At 40.4% G+C, this 16548-nt stretch carries 16 protein-coding genes and 2 pseudogenes; 9 read left to right on the top strand and 9 right to left on the bottom strand.

Annotated features, from left to right (window positions below):
* Nucleotides 1-328, top strand: a pseudogene (locus tag AAC155_RS11390) (IS1634 family transposase); the annotation flags it as partial.
* Between the two features lies 1 nt (nucleotide 329).
* Here AAC155_RS11390 and AAC155_RS11395 read toward each other — a convergent pair.
* Nucleotides 330-896 (bottom strand): multinuclear nonheme iron-dependent oxidase, encoded by a 567-nt coding sequence (locus tag AAC155_RS11395; RefSeq protein ID WP_113042235.1) that lies wholly within the window; start codon nucleotides 894-896, stop codon nucleotides 330-332.
* The gene (locus tag AAC155_RS11400) at nucleotides 889-1743 is read right to left on the bottom strand and encodes a hypothetical protein (RefSeq protein ID WP_113042236.1); all 855 of its coding nucleotides are present in this window, start codon (nucleotides 1741-1743) and stop codon (nucleotides 889-891) included. The genes AAC155_RS11395 and AAC155_RS11400 overlap by 8 nt, the downstream gene beginning before the upstream one ends.
* 257 nt (nucleotides 1744-2000) lie before the next feature.
* Here AAC155_RS11400 and AAC155_RS11405 point away from each other — a divergent pair, with 257 nt between their 5' ends.
* Complete coding sequence (locus tag AAC155_RS11405; RefSeq protein ID WP_262405142.1) at nucleotides 2001-2129, top strand: hypothetical protein; 129 nt, start codon at nucleotides 2001-2003, stop codon at nucleotides 2127-2129.
* Nucleotides 2130-2278: 149 nt separating this feature from the next.
* Here AAC155_RS11405 and AAC155_RS11410 read toward each other — a convergent pair.
* The 3 genes and pseudogenes from AAC155_RS11410 to AAC155_RS11420 form a co-directional block, all read right to left on the bottom strand.
* Nucleotides 2279-2527, bottom strand: a pseudogene (locus tag AAC155_RS11410) (hypothetical protein); the annotation flags it as partial.
* 75 nt (nucleotides 2528-2602) lie between these two features.
* Complete coding sequence (locus AAC155_RS11415) at nucleotides 2603-3343, bottom strand: hypothetical protein (RefSeq protein ID WP_113042238.1); 741 nt, start codon at nucleotides 3341-3343, stop codon at nucleotides 2603-2605.
* Nucleotides 3340-5271 (bottom strand): lipase family protein, encoded by a 1932-nt coding sequence (locus AAC155_RS11420; RefSeq protein ID WP_113042239.1) that lies wholly within the window; start codon nucleotides 5269-5271, stop codon nucleotides 3340-3342. Before AAC155_RS11420 ends, AAC155_RS11415 begins: the two co-directional genes overlap by 4 nt.
* Before the next feature lie 909 nt (nucleotides 5272-6180).
* On the opposite strand from AAC155_RS11420, the gene AAC155_RS11425 reads away from it, so the two are divergent.
* The 4 genes from AAC155_RS11425 to AAC155_RS11440 all read left to right on the top strand — a co-directional run bounded on the left by AAC155_RS11425 (nucleotide 6181) and on the right by AAC155_RS11440 (nucleotide 8011).
* Nucleotides 6181-6315 carry a hypothetical protein gene (locus AAC155_RS11425; protein ID WP_262405143.1) on the top strand — a complete coding sequence of 45 codons (135 nt, stop codon included), beginning with the start codon at nucleotides 6181-6183 and terminating at the stop codon, nucleotides 6313-6315.
* 11 nt (nucleotides 6316-6326) lie between these two features.
* Nucleotides 6327-6788: a hypothetical protein gene (locus AAC155_RS11430; protein ID WP_229015721.1), complete on the top strand. Its 462-nt coding sequence runs from the start codon at nucleotides 6327-6329 to the stop codon at nucleotides 6786-6788.
* A gap of 436 nt (nucleotides 6789-7224) precedes the next feature.
* Nucleotides 7225-7521 carry a type II toxin-antitoxin system TacA family antitoxin gene (locus AAC155_RS11435; RefSeq protein WP_113042240.1) on the top strand — a complete coding sequence of 99 codons (297 nt, stop codon included), beginning with the start codon at nucleotides 7225-7227 and terminating at the stop codon, nucleotides 7519-7521.
* Entirely contained in the window at nucleotides 7499-8011 is a 513-nt protein-coding gene (locus AAC155_RS11440; protein ID WP_113026223.1) for a GNAT family N-acetyltransferase, read from the top strand. The genes AAC155_RS11435 and AAC155_RS11440 overlap by 23 nt, the downstream gene beginning before the upstream one ends.
* Nucleotides 8012-8078: 67 nt before the next feature.
* On the opposite strand, the gene fbaA is transcribed toward AAC155_RS11440, so the two are convergent.
* The 3 genes from fbaA to epd all read right to left on the bottom strand — a co-directional run bounded on the left by fbaA (nucleotide 8079) and on the right by epd (nucleotide 11483).
* Nucleotides 8079-9155: a class II fructose-bisphosphate aldolase gene (gene fbaA, locus AAC155_RS11445; RefSeq protein ID WP_113042311.1), complete on the bottom strand. Its 1077-nt coding sequence runs from the start codon at nucleotides 9153-9155 to the stop codon at nucleotides 8079-8081.
* A 62-nt stretch (nucleotides 9156-9217) separates the two neighbouring features.
* Nucleotides 9218-10381: a phosphoglycerate kinase gene (gene pgk / locus AAC155_RS11450; RefSeq protein WP_113042241.1), complete on the bottom strand. Its 1164-nt coding sequence runs from the start codon at nucleotides 10379-10381 to the stop codon at nucleotides 9218-9220.
* An 82-nt stretch (nucleotides 10382-10463) separates the two neighbouring features.
* On the bottom strand, nucleotides 10464-11483 hold the full coding sequence (epd, locus tag AAC155_RS11455) for an erythrose-4-phosphate dehydrogenase (protein ID WP_113042242.1): 1020 nt from the start codon (nucleotides 11481-11483) through the stop codon (nucleotides 10464-10466).
* Nucleotides 11484-11872: 389 nt separating this feature from the next.
* On the opposite strand from epd, the gene AAC155_RS11460 reads away from it, so the two are divergent.
* Together AAC155_RS11460 and AAC155_RS11465 are read left to right on the top strand one after the other, a co-directional pair.
* On the top strand, nucleotides 11873-12346 hold the full coding sequence (locus AAC155_RS11460; RefSeq protein WP_158536553.1) for a MarR family winged helix-turn-helix transcriptional regulator: 474 nt from the start codon (nucleotides 11873-11875) through the stop codon (nucleotides 12344-12346).
* A gap of 333 nt (nucleotides 12347-12679) precedes the next feature.
* Nucleotides 12680-13051, top strand: a complete 372-nt coding sequence (locus tag AAC155_RS11465; protein ID WP_113042244.1) for an antibiotic biosynthesis monooxygenase family protein — start codon at nucleotides 12680-12682, stop codon at nucleotides 13049-13051.
* Nucleotides 13052-13157: 106 nt separating this feature from the next.
* On the opposite strand, the gene tkt is transcribed toward AAC155_RS11465, so the two are convergent.
* Nucleotides 13158-15152, bottom strand: a complete 1995-nt coding sequence (gene tkt, locus AAC155_RS11470) for a transketolase (protein ID WP_113042245.1) — start codon at nucleotides 15150-15152, stop codon at nucleotides 13158-13160.
* 693 nt (nucleotides 15153-15845) lie between these two features.
* On the opposite strand from tkt, the gene AAC155_RS11475 reads away from it, so the two are divergent.
* Nucleotides 15846-16535, top strand: coding sequence for a PAS domain-containing protein (locus tag AAC155_RS11475; protein WP_113042246.1), 690 nt, complete (start codon nucleotides 15846-15848; stop codon nucleotides 16533-16535).
* Nucleotides 16536-16548 lie beyond the last annotated feature (13 nt).

Below are 16548 nucleotides of genomic sequence, written 5' to 3' on the forward strand. Positions count from 1 at the left end.
CCTGAAAAGTCCGGAATTCCTGACGTCTGCCATTTTCCTGAAAAAACCGGAGCGGATAGAAGCGCTGTTAATGGTGATGACATGTTGTCTCATGGTTTATGCGGCGCTGGAGCATAAAATTCGCCACGAATTGAAACAAAATGTGCCGTTTTTCCCCGATATGAAGAACAAACCGACACAATCCCCCACCGCACGTTGGGTGTTTCTGGCCTTTGAAGGGATCAGCACCTTTGAATTTCAAGAACATAAAATGGTGACAGGAATGCAATCTTACCACCATGAGCTTTTGAATTTATTAGGCGCACAATATAAAGCGGTTTATTCCTGAATTAGGTGCGGAATGAAGGATGATTTATTGAATTAATATATAAATTATTAACATCCAACAACATACCACAATCACTACCTTTAATTATTCTATTTATAAATTCAATTTCTGACAAATCAGACAAAGGCATTTCATAATAATAAGTAATATTTTCAATAATAAACCTATCACTAACTTGTGATTTTATTTTATTTATTTTTTCTATTATTTTGCATGCATTTTCAATTGAGAATTGTATTGGCATTAAATGCCCAACCTCAATATCTCCGTGCCGTGTCGCTGATAAATGATCACTATACCATTTGGGTTTTTTATCATTAACAACCTGCTTTAATTTATTTATATACTCACTATCCAAGCTCTCCTCGCTTCCCAATGACATATCAAGACCATGATATATAATTGGTACCTCGTTACAGCATTTTTCTAAATAAGCGTCTTCCTTATCCCAAAAAAATTTTTCGGAGTGTACTTCAAGAACATCAATATGTTGAATATTTTTATAAATTTCTTTCGAAAAAGATGACTTATAGTTAACACCAATACCAAGCTTTTCATATTTACTCATTGAGAATATCCTTAGCACTAAGAAAGATTAAACCATTTGAATTTAGCATCTTAAGAGAAGATATGAAGGTATCCTTGTCGATATCATAACATTCATTCACTTCATTAAATATATTACTAGCTAATATTACATTCTTACACGACAAGATAATATGACAGATAACATCACCTATCATACATGAGATAATTTCTCTGGATTTGTTTTTCTTATAAAACATAATATTACTTTCTCTTTCCATTAAGTTTTCTTTCAAAATACTAGGAGGTTCTCCCTTATGAAGAAGATCTAGTAATACACTAATGTTTTTAGTAAATTTTTTCACTCTCACTGTTGGATGAGAAATAACAAACACTTTTTCCAGCGGGGCTATGTCAATCTTTGGTGTATAATCTATCCAATTATCATTCGTATTTTGAAGATTAATTATAAGGCTGTTCTTTTCTTTCTCATATAATGCAATTAGTTTTAGTACATCATCTCCAGTTGAGTCGATTATGAAACTACAAAAAACTTCAGATTCGATAACAGGATTCCTTTTAACTTCATTATTAAAAGGAAGGCTATTTAAATATTTTTCGAATTCTAACTCAAACTTCTCTTCACCTAAATATTTATATACATTGGTAAGTGCTGCTTTCAAACCACCCATTCTCTTTATTTTTTGCAAAATAGACGAACTAACAAATCTTCCGCCATTTTTTTTAAAAAAATCAATTAATACTTCTCTGCTCTCCGTAGCTATATAATATTTATCCATAAATTTATTTGGATTTTCATACATTTTTATCGAGTATTTTGGATTTGATATTAACTTTGATAAATATATATTTATTTCTCTTTGATTCATCATTATATACCTTCCCCCCTAAATCCAATCAGAGGGGATTTAGTTTAATTGTTATGGACAATCAACACTATTACAAAGGACTTCAACTGATGGCTCAGATTCTTCAATAAATTCAATTTCCATTTTAACTCCTCAATTGCTAATTACAGAATTGTTTTAAAAATATTAATTTACAATTAATATTTATATATACCCTATGGATTTCAAGATGCATCGCGACGGCAAGGGAGCGAATCCCCGGGAGCATAGATAACGATGTGACCGGGGTGAGCGAGTGCAGCCAACAAAGAGGCAACTTGAAAGATGACGGGTATAATGACATTTTTGTTTCCAGAGGCGAATTTTTTTACTCTGCCTTTATATTCCAATGCATCAGCGATTATTAAACTCATACTTCTTCTCTAAAACCAAAATCTAAACAATGTCCTTGGTGAATCGGTATAGGTGCCATGATTGACATAACTCAGTCCGGTTGGGTTGACATTTTATTTTTGACGATTGCCAGATCACTCAAACCGGATTAAGTTCCTTCAAGTAAGCCATTATAAGTTGGTACCTTAAAAGACGACATATTGGAATCCAGACAATATCTGAAACAATCTTTTGAGATATACTGCGCAGACACATACGGTTTTGTGTATTTCGGCACGACACCCTCCACCGTAATCAACTGTTTCTTCTCGTCAGGTGAAAAAGGAAAAAGCCAGCCAAAAAAAGTATCACCAAATGCCCAGTAAATAAAATAGAGAAATAATAAGGACAGCGTTATCTTCAATATTTTCATACGGACAGTTCCTTTTAATAACAGTATTCTCATGTTGGCATTTAGATAAACTGGTGATACGACCTTAGTAGAACGTTACTTTATGTAATGGGTATCTATCATTCGGGTATTGATTTCGATGTGCCCGTCAGGATATTCAACCCATTCACTTTTCCTAGTTACTATGACCTTTGGCATTTTGGTTTCATCCAGTTTAGGTTTAAAAATAATTTTCCATTTGGCTCCTGGTGTTAACTTCAACCTAAAAGGATACAATTTAACTTTACCTTGTAAGGATACGCTTTTCGGAAATCCTTCAACCATTTCTAAAATAGGGTAAATAACTGGGTTAAAATCAATCGTATTCGATGCAGAAATTTCGCTAATATTTGTCCGGGCAGCATCATTGATAAATGCCGTTAAGCCGGTTCCCGCATACGGCACAGCATCTTTCACCAGATGTCGGACATCGGTATACCCCACTGCTACAGAAGCTTGATTGATTTTCCATTTACACCATCCTCCTCCACTAAAAGGCAATTTCGCCTGAAAGTAACCAGTTTGTGGATCAGCTTTTACATCCAAATCCAATCCATAATAGGTCGGCACTTGATAAGGCGACATACCTGCATCAAACTGATATCTAAGACATTCTTTTGAGATATATTGCGCAGATACATACGGTTTTGTGTATTTCGGCACAACACCTTCCACCGTAATCAACTGTTTCTTCTCGTCAGGTGAAAAAGGAAAAAGCCAGTCAAAAAAGGTGTCACCAAACGCCCAGTAAATAGAATAGAGAAATAATAAGGACAGCGTGATTTTCAATATTTTCATACGGACAGTTCCTGTTTATCACAGTAATGCTGTAAGGCCAGTTCCCCTTGTTCTTCCTGCTGGCTGACAGTCAGTGATTTTATTAACTGCTTATCCATATCCAGAAAATAGAGATTTCGGTAATAAACATTGTCAGGGATAAGCATCTTATAACTATCCATTTTCGCCTTAAATTGACGCTGACTGTCCTGATAGACCGTAATCTTATCCGGTTCACATAACTCTCTGAGGCGCTTGTCAATATAACCCGCATATTTATACGAGCTATGGTTAGAAAAGCCGAATCCGCCTTTCAAATCAGCACTTCTGTTTTCAACAAACAGTTTGTCTTTTTCTTGTTGACTGAGCTGATTAAACAACGCATTTTGCCGCTCACCGGCCAGAGAAAAATCCTTTTCTGTTTCCTGGTTTAACTCAGGAATTAAATAGAGTTTTGTGGTGTTATTCAATATTTCTTCAGCAATACCCGTTATAAGGGAAACATTTCTGGCGGAAATAAGCCATTCCGGGCAACTATTGGCTTGAAAAAAATGAACCACTTTACCATGATGCAGATAAATTTCTTTACTGGCTGTCGCCTGTTTAATTGCCTGAATAATCGGTGACGGTGACAGCAACTTCATCACTGCCCAGTCATACCCCTCCGGCGCCCAATAATTGAAAAAAACATTATCCATATCCTGCTCAAATGGCACAGAAGGGATTACATCATCTTCATTAACATGACGATAGTGGATAATAGAAGACAATTCCTCTACCGCACTGCGAGTTAATGTTCGCGGCATCCCGTAACTGTAGAGACAAGGATTATGTTCTTTCAGTTGTGCGCTGTGCAATAATGCCAGCGCGCCTCCCAGACTATGACCACAAATAAATAATCGCTTATTTGTAACCAAACTGGTGATATCTCGGAATACTATTTCAGTTTCCGTTTTAATTTTATCACTGGGAACGATTAACTTCCCTCCCAGATTAAATGCCTCCCAAAACCCTTTATGCACTTTACCATGATGAATAAACTCGCTGCACAACGCTTTGTCATCATCGCAACTTAAAGCCAATGGCTGGAAAGTGGCATCAGTCAGGTAATTATCCAGGCTAGCCGTTCCCCGCCAACTAACAATCACATCTTTCTCACTGGCAACATAAAACAGTTTGGTATCTCCCTGCTTGTTGTTCCCTGCACGTGAATCAATAAACTCCACCCGGGCATAACGTTTACTAAACGGTACATCGTAAACGACAGGTGTTGCCGACAATGCTTCCACTTTATAGGGCAATTTTGAAATATCCACCATTTGCCGGTTAAAAAAATGTTTCACAGAGCCTTCAATATCAACATCCCCATCGGCATAAGCCAGCACACTCATCAAACACTGGTTATAGGCATTCACAATGGAATATTCCTTCTGGTGATGTAGTTGCAAAACCCAGGCCCGGAAAGGACACACCTCCAGAACATAACGACGATTTAACGGATGAACCCGATAGCCTTTTGGTTCCGGGTCCGGGAAATGATAAGGCGGTGGAATATCTTTAGAATCTTTCCAATCTTTAATCACCGGCAACCTATCACTAATCTGCCCGATAGTCACATAGCGATATTGATGGCCTTCCGCTTCTGCTTGTGGTTTTACCACCGAAGCCTCTTCTCCCCGTTTTTCCCGCAACGGACGCTGTTCCATCTCATCGGCCAGCGGCTGAGCATCAATATATAGCGTCACCGGATGAGGCAACAGATCCTCTTCTCTGAGCACACCGAAACCGTCGGTTGTCCCCTGGCGAACATAACCTGGGGTTCCGTAACTGATCAGGCGATAAGGCATGTTGACCAGCGGCTTTCCCTGTTCATCCACCAACTGAAATTCCACCCAGTTTTTCAGAAACCGTTTACAATCAAAGCATAAGCGTGGATCTGATATAGCCATTAGTTTTACTTCCTTCTTTTAACGTTATTTCCCCGCCCGGCTATCAATCACCTTCATCAGCATCAATATCCTGTCGGGAATAGCCGTGATTGATTGCGTCACCAAAGAAACAAGATAGTAAAAATCCTATTACCACAGATAAGAAACACCGCTTATGCCGTGAGTAATAGAGAGTTGAACGACAGGAAGACAAAATGTATTCCCATCGATTAATCCCTTTGAATAAGGGAACAGGAGTTGAGATTTCCCTCATATTATCCAATATGAGGGAACTTAAGTTATGATTATTAAATCATCATCAAATAGCAAGAAAAAATTTCTACTTTTTTCATTTACTTCATTTACTTCATTTACTTCATTTACAAAAAGTAAATTTTGTAAGAAAGTGTTACAAATTCAATAATGATTAAGTTATTGTAAATATAATGGCAGATGCAATGACATCATCTATTTGAAGGGTTGGCCTTATCTGTGTTACATCACAGCCCGTTAGGTTTCTTATACCTAATGGGTGACGGAACCATGATAGAAGCGGTATGCTCTCATTATCATCTCCTGACTTCGCTATATCGAATGTAGAACTTATAACATTCTCTGTTTTTAAGGTATTGTGTCTATCGCGGTTTAATAAATTTATTTTATCTTTAATGATGAGATACAAATGATTCGCTATTTAAGCATCATCGATATATCAAATCTGCCAATCATTTGTTTTCCCAATGGTTGGCCGATCACGCCCGCCATCTGAAACTTTAATTACCATCAATACAATCTCAAAAATTACCAAAGCGTTTGCATTAATAACATCACGACCAATTACTTTCCTCGCCTGTTTAGTGATAAAGTCGTTTGGCTGTTACCGTAACTTAAATTATTTCGAAGGTTAACACCGTATGAAGGAGGTAAAATATGAGCAATGACAATTCTGCAATTAACCAAAAAACACCCTCGATCAGGGTCTTGGATAACAGGAAGTTAAATATACGTACTTTAGAATATCTACGTATTCAAGCTGATGAAAACAGTGATGAATTGATGGGCTGAATCTATACCGAATGGTGAGAAATAATCCAGTAAGTTTGCAGGATGAAAATGGATTAGCACCAGAAAGAGGAAAATATACTAAAGAGGTGAATTTCCTTGATGAATTAAAATTCAAATTGGCAGCCAAAAGTTCACATGTTGTCAAATGGAACGAGAAAAAAAACAGTTATACAAAAAATAAATCATTGAAAGTGGTCCGTGTCGGTGATTCCGATCCGTCGGGTTATTTGCTAAGCCATGAAGAGTTACTAAAAGGTATAGAAAAAAGCCAAATTATATATAGCCGGCTCGAAGAAAACAGATCCCTTTCAGAGAAATCAAAAACAAATCTTCGTTTGGGATCTGAAATATCCGGTTATATGGCAAGAACCATAAAAGATACAATATCAGAATATGCAGAAGAGCATAGATATATACCCGTCATCTTTCAAGTTGCATCGCGGCGGCAAGGGAGCGAATCCCCGGGAGCATAGATAACTATGTGACCGGGGTGAGGGAGTGCAGCCAACAAAGAAGCAACTTGAAAGATAACGGGTATAGAACTTTAAATAGAAACTAACTGTACTAGCTCAGACTAGAGCTAGTACAACTCAGGTGACTGCTTCCCGCCGTAAAGAGGGTTTACGGCGGTTTTTGCTAACAACTCTGCATACTCGGATTCACTTGCGCCCGAATTTTGATGATTTTTGTTCTATCTGACTATGGTTTGTTTAGTCTCACAATTATGGCGTCATTTTGGCACACATGTTGAATTTTGTTAAAAAAAATCTTAAACTAGCCAATGAAGCAAACTTAGCATTTCACTAAACCAATATGTTCCGCTAGCTCCAAATAAATAATGCAAACGAGTAGTGGATATCTATAGTGAACTCAAGAACTAATAACCGCAATGCGGTAGGAGTAAGGCTTATGGCCACATTAGCAAATGAAAGAATCACCACAAGGGTGAGTTCAGAGACCAAAGAGCTACTTGAAAGGGCGTTATCACTATCAGGGTATGCAAGTTTGAATAGCTTTATTGCCAATGCTGCTGTAGCAGAGGCAAAAAGACTCATTGAACAAAATATGCGTATTCAATTGTGTCAAGAAGATGCATTGGCATTTGTTCATGCATTGGAAAAACCAATCAAGGTAAACGAACGTTTCCTTCGTGCTGCTCGTAGACATAAAGAAACAATAAAAAATGAAGATAGAACGTCTAGATAAAAACAAACACGATAGAAATAATTTTAACTGTGGTGAACCCGCACTAAACAACTACTTGAAGGCAGTATCGGGACAACATGATAAAAAGGACTTATCAAGAACATTCGTCCTTACAAGTAGTCAAAATGGATCTCAAATAAAGGGATACTATTCCCTAGCACTATGCACGGTAGAGCTAGACGAACTACCAGAGAAAATATCGAAAAAGTACCCTTCTACACTACATTGCGCACTTATTGGTCGCCTAGCTATAAGTAAGTCATTTCAACGCCAAGGGTTTGGTGAAATATTGCTTATAGATGCAATTCGAAAAGCTATAGAGTCGTCAAAATCTATTCCTACCCCGATGATTATCGTCGATGCGAAGAACGACATAGCCAAAAAACTGTATATGAACGTAGGGTTTGAGGAGTTTCCTCAGACAAAGAGCAAACTGTTCATGTCTATGGCTGTTGCAATGGAAATGATAAAAAGAGTAGATGCGATGTAACATCTCATTTACTGAATGCGGCTAACGTTCCCTCTGAATGAAAACTCAGAGGGAACGCTTTCACCCATTACAACACGTCAATCGCATTCAATTCTTTGAAAGCCTGTTCCAAGCGGGTAGTCATAGAAACCTGACCGGCACGCAGCCATACCCGTGGATCGTAGAATTTTTTATTAGGTTTATCCGCGCCTTCTGGATTGCCTAACTGGCCTTGCAGATAGCCTTCGTTCTTTTTGTAATAGTTGAGAATACCTTCCCAAGTCGCCCATTGGGTGTCAGTATCGATATTCATTTTCACAACGCCGTAACTGACCGCTTCTTTGATCTCTTCCTCGGTAGAACCGGAACCGCCGTGGAAAACAAAATCCAGGCTGTTATGTGGCAGATTGAATTTCTCAGAAACATAGTCTTGAGAGTTACGCAAAATTTTTGGCGTCAGTTTAACGTTACCCGGCTTATAAACACCGTGAACGTTACCGAAAGAAGCCGCAATAGTGAAACGTGGGCTGATAGCGTTCAGTTTCTCATAAGCATAAGCAACATCTTCCGGTTGAGTGTACAGAGCAGAGCTATCCATATGGCTGTTATCAACGCCATCTTCTTCCCCACCCGTACAACCCAACTCGATTTCCAGCGTCATATCGATTTTTGCCATACGAGCCAGATATTGGCCGCAAATCTCAATATTCTCTTCCAGAGATTCTTCTGACAGATCGATCATGTGAGAAGAGAATAAGGGCTTACCCGTCGCTGCGTAATGCTTTTCACCTGCATCTAACAGGCCATCAATCCACGGCAGCAATTTACGCGCACAGTGGTCAGTATGCAGGATCACAGGAACACCATAATATTCAGCCATCTGATGAACATGGTGAGCACCAGAAATTGAACCCAGAATAGCCGTTTGTTGACCTTCAGCTTTCAAACCTTTACCGGCCATAAAAGCAGCACCGCCGTTAGAGAACTGAATGATAACGGGAGAACGAACTTTGGCAGCAGCTTCCAACACGGCATTGATTGAATCAGTACCTACACAGTTGACCGCCGGTAAAGCAAAGTTGTTTTCTTTGGCTATAGCGAACACTTTTTGAACATCATCACCAGTGATGACACCCGGTTTTACGAAATCAAAAATTTTAGACATGTTACGTGGGTCCTGTTTAGAGCGGGCAGCCAGCCAATCGGCCACTACCCGTCATGACTTAATTACTGTTTTGCACGTTCTTCCAACATCACAACCGCAGGCAGTTTTTTCCCTTCCACGAACTCAAGGAAAGCACCACCACCCGTAGAGATATAAGAAATTTTGTCAGCAATACCGAACAAGTCGATCGCTGCCAGCGTATCGCCGCCACCGGCGATAGAGAAAGCATCACTATCCGCAATGGCACGCGCGACAATTTCAGTTCCTTGACGGAAATTAGGGAATTCAAATACACCAACCGGGCCATTCCATAGAATCGTTTTGGCGTTTTTCAGAATATCCGCCAGCCGTTGAGCAGATTCATCACCCAGATCGAGGATCTGCTCATCATCTTTAATATCGCGGGTAGATTTCAAGGTTGCTTCGGCTGTTTCAGAGAATTCTGTTGCCACACGAACATCGGTTGGCACCGGAATATCACAGCTTATCAGCAATTTCTTCGCTTCCGGGAGCAAGTCGTCTTCATAGAGAGAACGACCGACATTGTGGCCTTCCGCGGCAACAAAGGTATTTGCGATACCACCACCGACAATCAGTTGGTCAGCAATTTTAGACAGCGTATCCAGAACGGTCAGCTTGGTTGAAACCTTAGAACCCCCAACGATAGCCACCATTGGACGGGCTGGATTATCTAACGCTTTACCTAATGCCTCCAACTCTGCGGACAGCAAAGGACCGGCACAGGCCACAGGAGCAAATTTAGCCACTCCGTGAGTCGAAGCCTGTGCACGATGAGCAGTACCAAATGCATCCATGACATAAATATCACACAGGGAAGCGTATTTTTTAGCCAAGGTTTCGTCGTCTTTCTTCTCACCTTTATTAAAGCGAACATTCTCCAGCACAACCAGTTCACCATCCGCGACATCCACGCCTTCCAGATACTCTTTTTCCAGTCGAACGGGGGAAGATAATTTCTCTTCTAGATAGTCTACTACTGGTTTCAGCGAGAATTCTTCATGGTATTCGCCTTCAGTAGGGCGGCCAAGGTGAGAAGTGATCATGACTTTGGCACCCTGTTTTAATGCTGCCTCAATGGTCGGTAAGGAAGCACGGATACGCGCATCAGAGGTGACTTTGCCATCTTTTACCGGAACGTTCAGGTCAGCGCGGATCAAAACACGCTTACCCGCCAGATCTAAATCGGTCATCTTAATTACAGACATGGTGAATCCTCTCATTGATTCTCTAAATTATTTAATCTTGCGCCGTGTGCGGATCTATTATGGACCGTCGATCAACAACAGATCATTTGAAACCCATAGCAGCCATTGCTAACGTTGTATCCAACATTCGGTTAGCAAATCCCCACTCATTATCACACCAGACTAATGTCTTAATCAGATGTTGCCCACTGACTCGCGTTTGTGTGCCATCAACAATCGCGCTGTGGGGATCGTGGTTAAAATCCGTTGAGACTAACGGCAATTCGGTATAATCAACTATACCACGAAATGAAGTAGCTGCTGATTTTTGCATTAATTCGTTGATTTTCTTAACAGTTACTGAAGATTTTACCGTAACACTCAAATCGATAGCTGTAACGTTAATCGTTGGTACACGCACGGAGATAGCTTCAAAACGGTCACAGAACTTTGGAAAAATCCGGGTTATCCCTGCGGCCAGCTTAGTATCCACCGGAATGATAGACTGACTAGCAGCCCGAGTACGCCGTAAATCTTTGTGATAAGCATCAATCACCGGTTGATCATTCATTGAGGCATGAATGGTTGTCACTGTACCCGATTCAATCTCAAATTCATCATCCAATAATTTAATGATGGGAATAATGCAATTAGTGGTACAGGAAGCATTGGACACAATGCAATCCTCTGCTGTCAGTAAGTGCTGATTCACACCATAAACTACAGTCGCATCTAAATCATTACCCCCCGGATGAGCAAACAGCACTTTTTTGGCGCCACTGGCAAGATGTGCCTCGCCATCAGCTCTGCTGCCATAAATCCCACTGCAATCAAGAACAATATCAATCCCCAGTTCTTGCCAAGGCAACATCGATATATCAGGTTGATGAAACAAGCGAATATTATCATCACCAACCTGCAACACATCATTATTCAGACGCACATCCCAAGCAAAACGGCCGTGACTAGAATCATATTTCAGCAAGTGAGCAATTCCTTCGGCATCTGCCAGCTCATTAACAGCAATAACCGCAATTTCAGCTTGGCGCCCAGACTCATAAAGAGCACGTAAAATACTACGCCCTATTCTGCCGAAACCGTTTATTGCTACCTTAATTGTCATGTTACTCCCTGAATATAGTTATTACCACGCAACCGCTTAGAATAACCGACTCAATCACTCATGTACTGATTGTTTATCACAAAATTATTAAAACCAAGCACAAAAAACCGCTTCATATAACAAAATGAAACGATTCAGCTATAAATAATGAGGTTACGGGAAAAGGAAATTGATAGCAATAATAATCGAATAGTAATAGCAAAAAGTGATCAGACTACGAAGTGAAAATATCGAACTTTAAGCAAACAGAAAGAAACAATCCCACAGTTATTTACTCACAATTGCGACATTGATCATCAATATCACTTGTTGAAATATTGACATCTAATCTCAATAAGTGGAAACTGGTTGTCGTTTTTTGATGTATTTAAGGAATAAGGAAGTAAATCGTGTCAACCGAGAAAACTACAGCGTTTGAGGTATTCACTGAGATCACATTGGCGGTATTTCGGCTCAACGCCTTACTGCTCTCTAAAGGAGATCAGCTCGTTGCCCCATTGGGAATCACGAGTGCAAGATGGCAAGTACTTGGTGCGATTGCGCACGCACCACATCCACTTACCGCGCCTCAGATTGCCGCCGCAATGGGTATCACACGCCAAGGAGTGCAAAAGCAATTGAATCTCGGGCTGAGTTCAGGGATGGTGAAAACCATCACTAACCCTCGGCATGAACGCTCACCACACTATCAATTGACCGAGCTTGGTTGGCGTACTTTTGATGCGGCGATATCGCTGGAAGCTGAATGGGTCGGATCACTGGTGCAATCCTCTGATCCTAACGAGCTAAAAGTGACATTAAACACATTGATAAACCTAGAGACGAAGCTGGAAGAGTCACCAGTGCCAAATAGCGCTACATAAAATAGCACTACATAACATGACATAGCGCTACGGATTCGTTCGTTAATAACGACAAAGAACTACCAAACAGTTAAACGAAATACAACGTGGAAACAGCATCTCTACGTTGACATATTGTTGCCGTCAAAAGCCGCGTAAATCACGCGACTCGCCTCGGCAGGATAGCAATACAACATATACCCTATGGATTTCAAGATGCATCGCGACGGCAAAGGAGTGAATCCCCGGGAGCATAGATAACTATGTGACCGGGGTGAGCGAGTGCAGCCAACAAAGAGGCAACTTGAAAGATGACGGGTATAAACATAAACACATAATTTTCAGGAGATAAAAATGGTCAAGCTAGAAGAAATGGACACCCACGTAACCCTGCGGGAACAGTTATTTTCGAACACCGATGGCTCCATCGTGCTGGTGAACATATTTCATGTTGATCCCTCAATGGCTGACACCCTAATAGAAACCTGGAAGGAAGATGCAGAATATTTCCGGTCTAAGGTAGGACTGATTTCCGCACAATTACATCGCGGAATCGCTGGCAGTGGCACATTCATGAACTACGCCATTTGGGAGAATCTGGAGCGTTTCCGCGCCGCGTTCACGGACCCTGAATTCAAGGAGAAACTCGCCAAATATCCTGATGGGATTGTCGGTTCGCCTCACGTATTCCAAAAAGTAGCCGTCCCTGGAATTTGCGTGGCATAAGCCGAGGAAAACCGTCACAAATCCATCTTCAATAACGGCATCGTACAGAAAAAGAGCGCACCCGCTCAACATTTACCTCAGGTGCGCTCATTCATGAATTTACTCATTATTTCAGCAGAGCTTTGGCCTTAGCGACTACATTCTCTACAGTGAAACCAAATGTTTTAAACAGTTGATCAGCAGGTGCTGATTCACCAAATGTATTCATACCAACGATAGCGCCATTCATACCGACATATTTAAACCAGTAATCGGCGATACCCGCTTCGATTGCAACACGCGCAGAAACCGCAGCAGGCAAAACCGCTTCTCGGTATGCAGCATCTTGCTTATCAAAAGCGTCAGTAGACGGCATGGAGACTACGCGCACCTGACGACCTTCCTCAATCAATTGATTGTAAGCCTCCACCGCCAATTCAATTTCTGAACCCGTTGCGATCAAAATCAGTTCTGGCTGTCCCTGACAATCTTTCAAGATGTAAGCCCCTTTCTCGATATTAGCCAACTGTTCAGCAGTACGTTCTTGCTGTGCCAGATTCTGACGAGAGAAAATAAGTGCTGATGGGCCTGCTTTACGATCGATAGCATATTTCCACGCCACCGCAGATTCAACCTGGTCACATGGGCGCCATGTGCTCAAATTTGGTGTCACACGCAAACTGGCAAGCTGTTCTACTGGCTGGTGAGTCGGACCATCTTCACCCAAACCAATTGAATCATGGGTATAAACAAAGATGCTGCGAATTTTCATCAATGCCGCCATACGCACTGCGTTACGGGCATATTCAACGAACATCAAGAAGGTTGCACCATAAGGCACAAAACCACCATGCAGAGCGATACCGTTCATAATGGCTGACATGCCAAATTCACGAACGCCATAATGGATGTAGTTACCTGCCAGATCTTCGTTCAACGGCTTAGAACCTGACCACATCGTGAGGTTACTTGGCGCCAAATCAGCAGATCCCCCCATAAATTCAGGCAACACCTTACCAAAAGCTTCCAAGGCATTCTGAGATGCTTTACGGCTGGCAATATTGGCCGGATTTTTTTGCAACTGTTCGATAAATGCTTTTGATTCAGCTTCCCAGTTTGCCGGTAATTCGCCACCGGTACGACGTTTGAATTCAGCAGCTAATTCAGGATACGCTTTTTCATAGGCAGAGAATTTTTCATTCCAAGCGGCTTGTTTCGCATTGCCAGCTTCTTTTGCATCCCACTCAGAATAGATTTCCGCTGGAACTTCAAATGCCGGATAATTCCAACCTAGCGCTTCACGAGTCGCAGCAATTTCCGCATCACCCAATGGCGCGCCATGAGAATCATGGGTCCCCGCTTTGGTTGGCGCACCAAAACCGATAATCGTTTTGCACATTAGCAGAGAAGGTTTATCAGTAACTTTACGTGCTTCTTCGATAGCAGCTTTAACTGAATCTGCATTATGACCATCAACACCGCGAATCACATGCCAACCATAAGCCTCAAAACGGCTTGCCGTATCATCTGTAAACCAGCCTTCAACATGACCATCAATGGAAATGCCGTTGTCATCATAGAAAGCAACCAACTTGCCTAGCTTTAACGTTCCTGCCAGAGAGCAAACCTCATGAGAAATGCCCTCCATCATGCAGCCATCACCCATAAAGACATAAGTATTATGGTCAACGATCTCATGACCAGGACGGTTAAATTGCGCGGCCAGAGTGCGTTCAGCAATCGCAAAACCGACTGCGTTGGCAATCCCCTGCCCTAAAGGACCTGTCGTAGTTTCTACGCCTGAAGTATAGCCATACTCAGGATGGCCTGGGGTTTTAGAGTGTAACTGACGGAAATTTTTCAGATCATCAACTGAAACATCATAACCGGTGAGATGCAACAGGCTATAAATCAGCATAGAACCATGACCGTTAGACAATACAAAACGATCACGATCGACCCAATGTGGATCAGTTGGGTTATGATTCAAATAATCACGCCATAAAACTTCAGCGATATCAGCCATTCCCATAGGCGCGCCAGGGTGCCCTGATTTTGCTTTCTGCACAGCATCCATGCTCAGGAAGCGAATAGCATTAGCAAGGGTTTTACGAGTGGTCATTTTCTACTCCAAGTGGGATAAAAACGTTTAGGGGAATAATTTTCTCAGCACAGCGCACAAACCGCAATCTTTAAAGCCAAATATCAGGAAACTATCTTAATTTCATCTGAACGACAATTCTTTGATTTACCTTACTGTTCTACAATGAATTTCAGCATCATCAAAGTAATAAACAAACTCACTGTGCATATAAAGGGGTAAATTAATTAAACACAGCTATTAGTTGCAAATCAAGAGATAAAATAACCAATTAATAGAGACGACACATTCTTGATTTATGGCAATTTTCAGCGACTAAATTGATTGTTTATATTGTTCACAATTATAGGGCAATGTTCTCTTAATAATTTAATTTATCAAGAATGAATACGTAAAAAAACACCAATCAAAAATCAATATTATTTTAATATCAATAAACAAATAAACAAATAAACAAATAAACAAATAAACAAATAAACAAATAAACAAATAAACAATTCAAAATAAAATAATACTTATGGTTATATTTTCTTATATAATAACATTTTTACCAAAAATAATAAGTAATTTAATTAACAGATATAGATAAAATAAAAAAATATTATTTTTTTTGCGAATTAATTATTGCAATCCATTATACAATCAGGTTATTTTAAATAGAACACATAAAATAGACATACAGATGATTACTTAATTAACAACTAGGGCACTTTCATGTCAAATATCAAAAACAGACCAAATAATATCACTCCGCAATTAATTTACATGTGGGAAAAAAGTAATGAGCCGTGGGGCGCTAAAGATCGCCAATCAAAATTTATATACGCAAATCCTGCTTTTTACCAACTGCTCAATTTGCCTGAAGATTTCGATATTACAGGGCTTGCAACGGACGAATTACCTTCACCTATTGCAGAATATACAGAAGAACATTGTCGTCAGGATCAAAAAGTGATGCAAACCATGAAAACAGTCACTTCACTTGAGACTCACCTTTTTGGGGGAAATAAAGTCAAGCAAACCTATCTCTGTCATAAATACCCACTTTGTGATGAGAATGGGAACTGCATCGGCATCACGTTTCACATGTCCAAAGTCCAAAACTTTTCTACTGCTTACTATCATGAAAAATCATCTCCAGCGGCTTTGGAATTTACACCGCCTAACGACATACTAACCCAAACTGAATGGGAAGTTCTTTTTCTGGCCCTTCGCTCACCGGATGAAGAGAGTATCAGCGAAGAATTAATGATAAGCACAGAAGATACCATTAATCATATTCAGTCAATTTATCAAAAATTTAATCTACCGCTGCATATAAAATTAGAAGATTTCTGCAAAGAAAATAAGTTTGACCTATATATTCCAGAAAGATTCGTCACTATTGGCAGCCAAGAGTTGTAAGTTTCTATTAATT

The sequence above is a fragment of the Photorhabdus sp. HUG-39 genome, assembly GCF_963878365.1.
Classification (GTDB): domain Bacteria; phylum Pseudomonadota; class Gammaproteobacteria; order Enterobacterales; family Enterobacteriaceae; genus Photorhabdus; species Photorhabdus kayaii.

Bases quoted from the DNA above. Each gene is read 5' to 3' on its own strand.
- AAC155_RS11395 (WP_113042235.1), bottom strand. From the start codon at position 896: ATGAGTAAATATGAAAAGCTTGGTATTGGTGTTAACTATAAGTCATCT.
- AAC155_RS11400 (WP_113042236.1), bottom strand. From the start codon at position 1,743: ATGAATCAAAGAGAAATAAATATATATTTATCAAAGTTAATATCAAAT.
- AAC155_RS11415 (WP_113042238.1), bottom strand. From the start codon at position 3,343: ATGAAAATATTGAAAATCACGCTGTCCTTATTATTTCTCTATTCTATT.
- AAC155_RS11420 (WP_113042239.1), bottom strand. From the start codon at position 5,271: ATGGCTATATCAGATCCACGCTTATGCTTTGATTGTAAACGGTTTCTG.
- AAC155_RS11425 (WP_262405143.1), top strand. From the start codon at position 6,181: ATGAGCAATGACAATTCTGCAATTAACCAAAAAACACCCTCGATCAGG.
- AAC155_RS11430 (WP_229015721.1), top strand. From the start codon at position 6,327: ATGGTGAGAAATAATCCAGTAAGTTTGCAGGATGAAAATGGATTAGCA.
- AAC155_RS11435 (WP_113042240.1), top strand. From the start codon at position 7,225: ATGGCCACATTAGCAAATGAAAGAATCACCACAAGGGTGAGTTCAGAG.
- AAC155_RS11440 (WP_113026223.1), top strand. From the start codon at position 7,499: ATGAAGATAGAACGTCTAGATAAAAACAAACACGATAGAAATAATTTT.
- fbaA (WP_113042311.1), bottom strand. From the start codon at position 9,155: ATGTCTAAAATTTTTGATTTCGTAAAACCGGGTGTCATCACTGGTGAT.
- pgk (WP_113042241.1), bottom strand. From the start codon at position 10,381: ATGTCTGTAATTAAGATGACCGATTTAGATCTGGCGGGTAAGCGTGTT.
- epd (WP_113042242.1), bottom strand. From the start codon at position 11,483: ATGACAATTAAGGTAGCAATAAACGGTTTCGGCAGAATAGGGCGTAGT.
- AAC155_RS11465 (WP_113042244.1), top strand. From the start codon at position 12,680: ATGGTCAAGCTAGAAGAAATGGACACCCACGTAACCCTGCGGGAACAG.
- tkt (WP_113042245.1), bottom strand. From the start codon at position 15,152: ATGACCACTCGTAAAACCCTTGCTAATGCTATTCGCTTCCTGAGCATG.
- AAC155_RS11475 (WP_113042246.1), top strand. From the start codon at position 15,846: ATGTCAAATATCAAAAACAGACCAAATAATATCACTCCGCAATTAATT.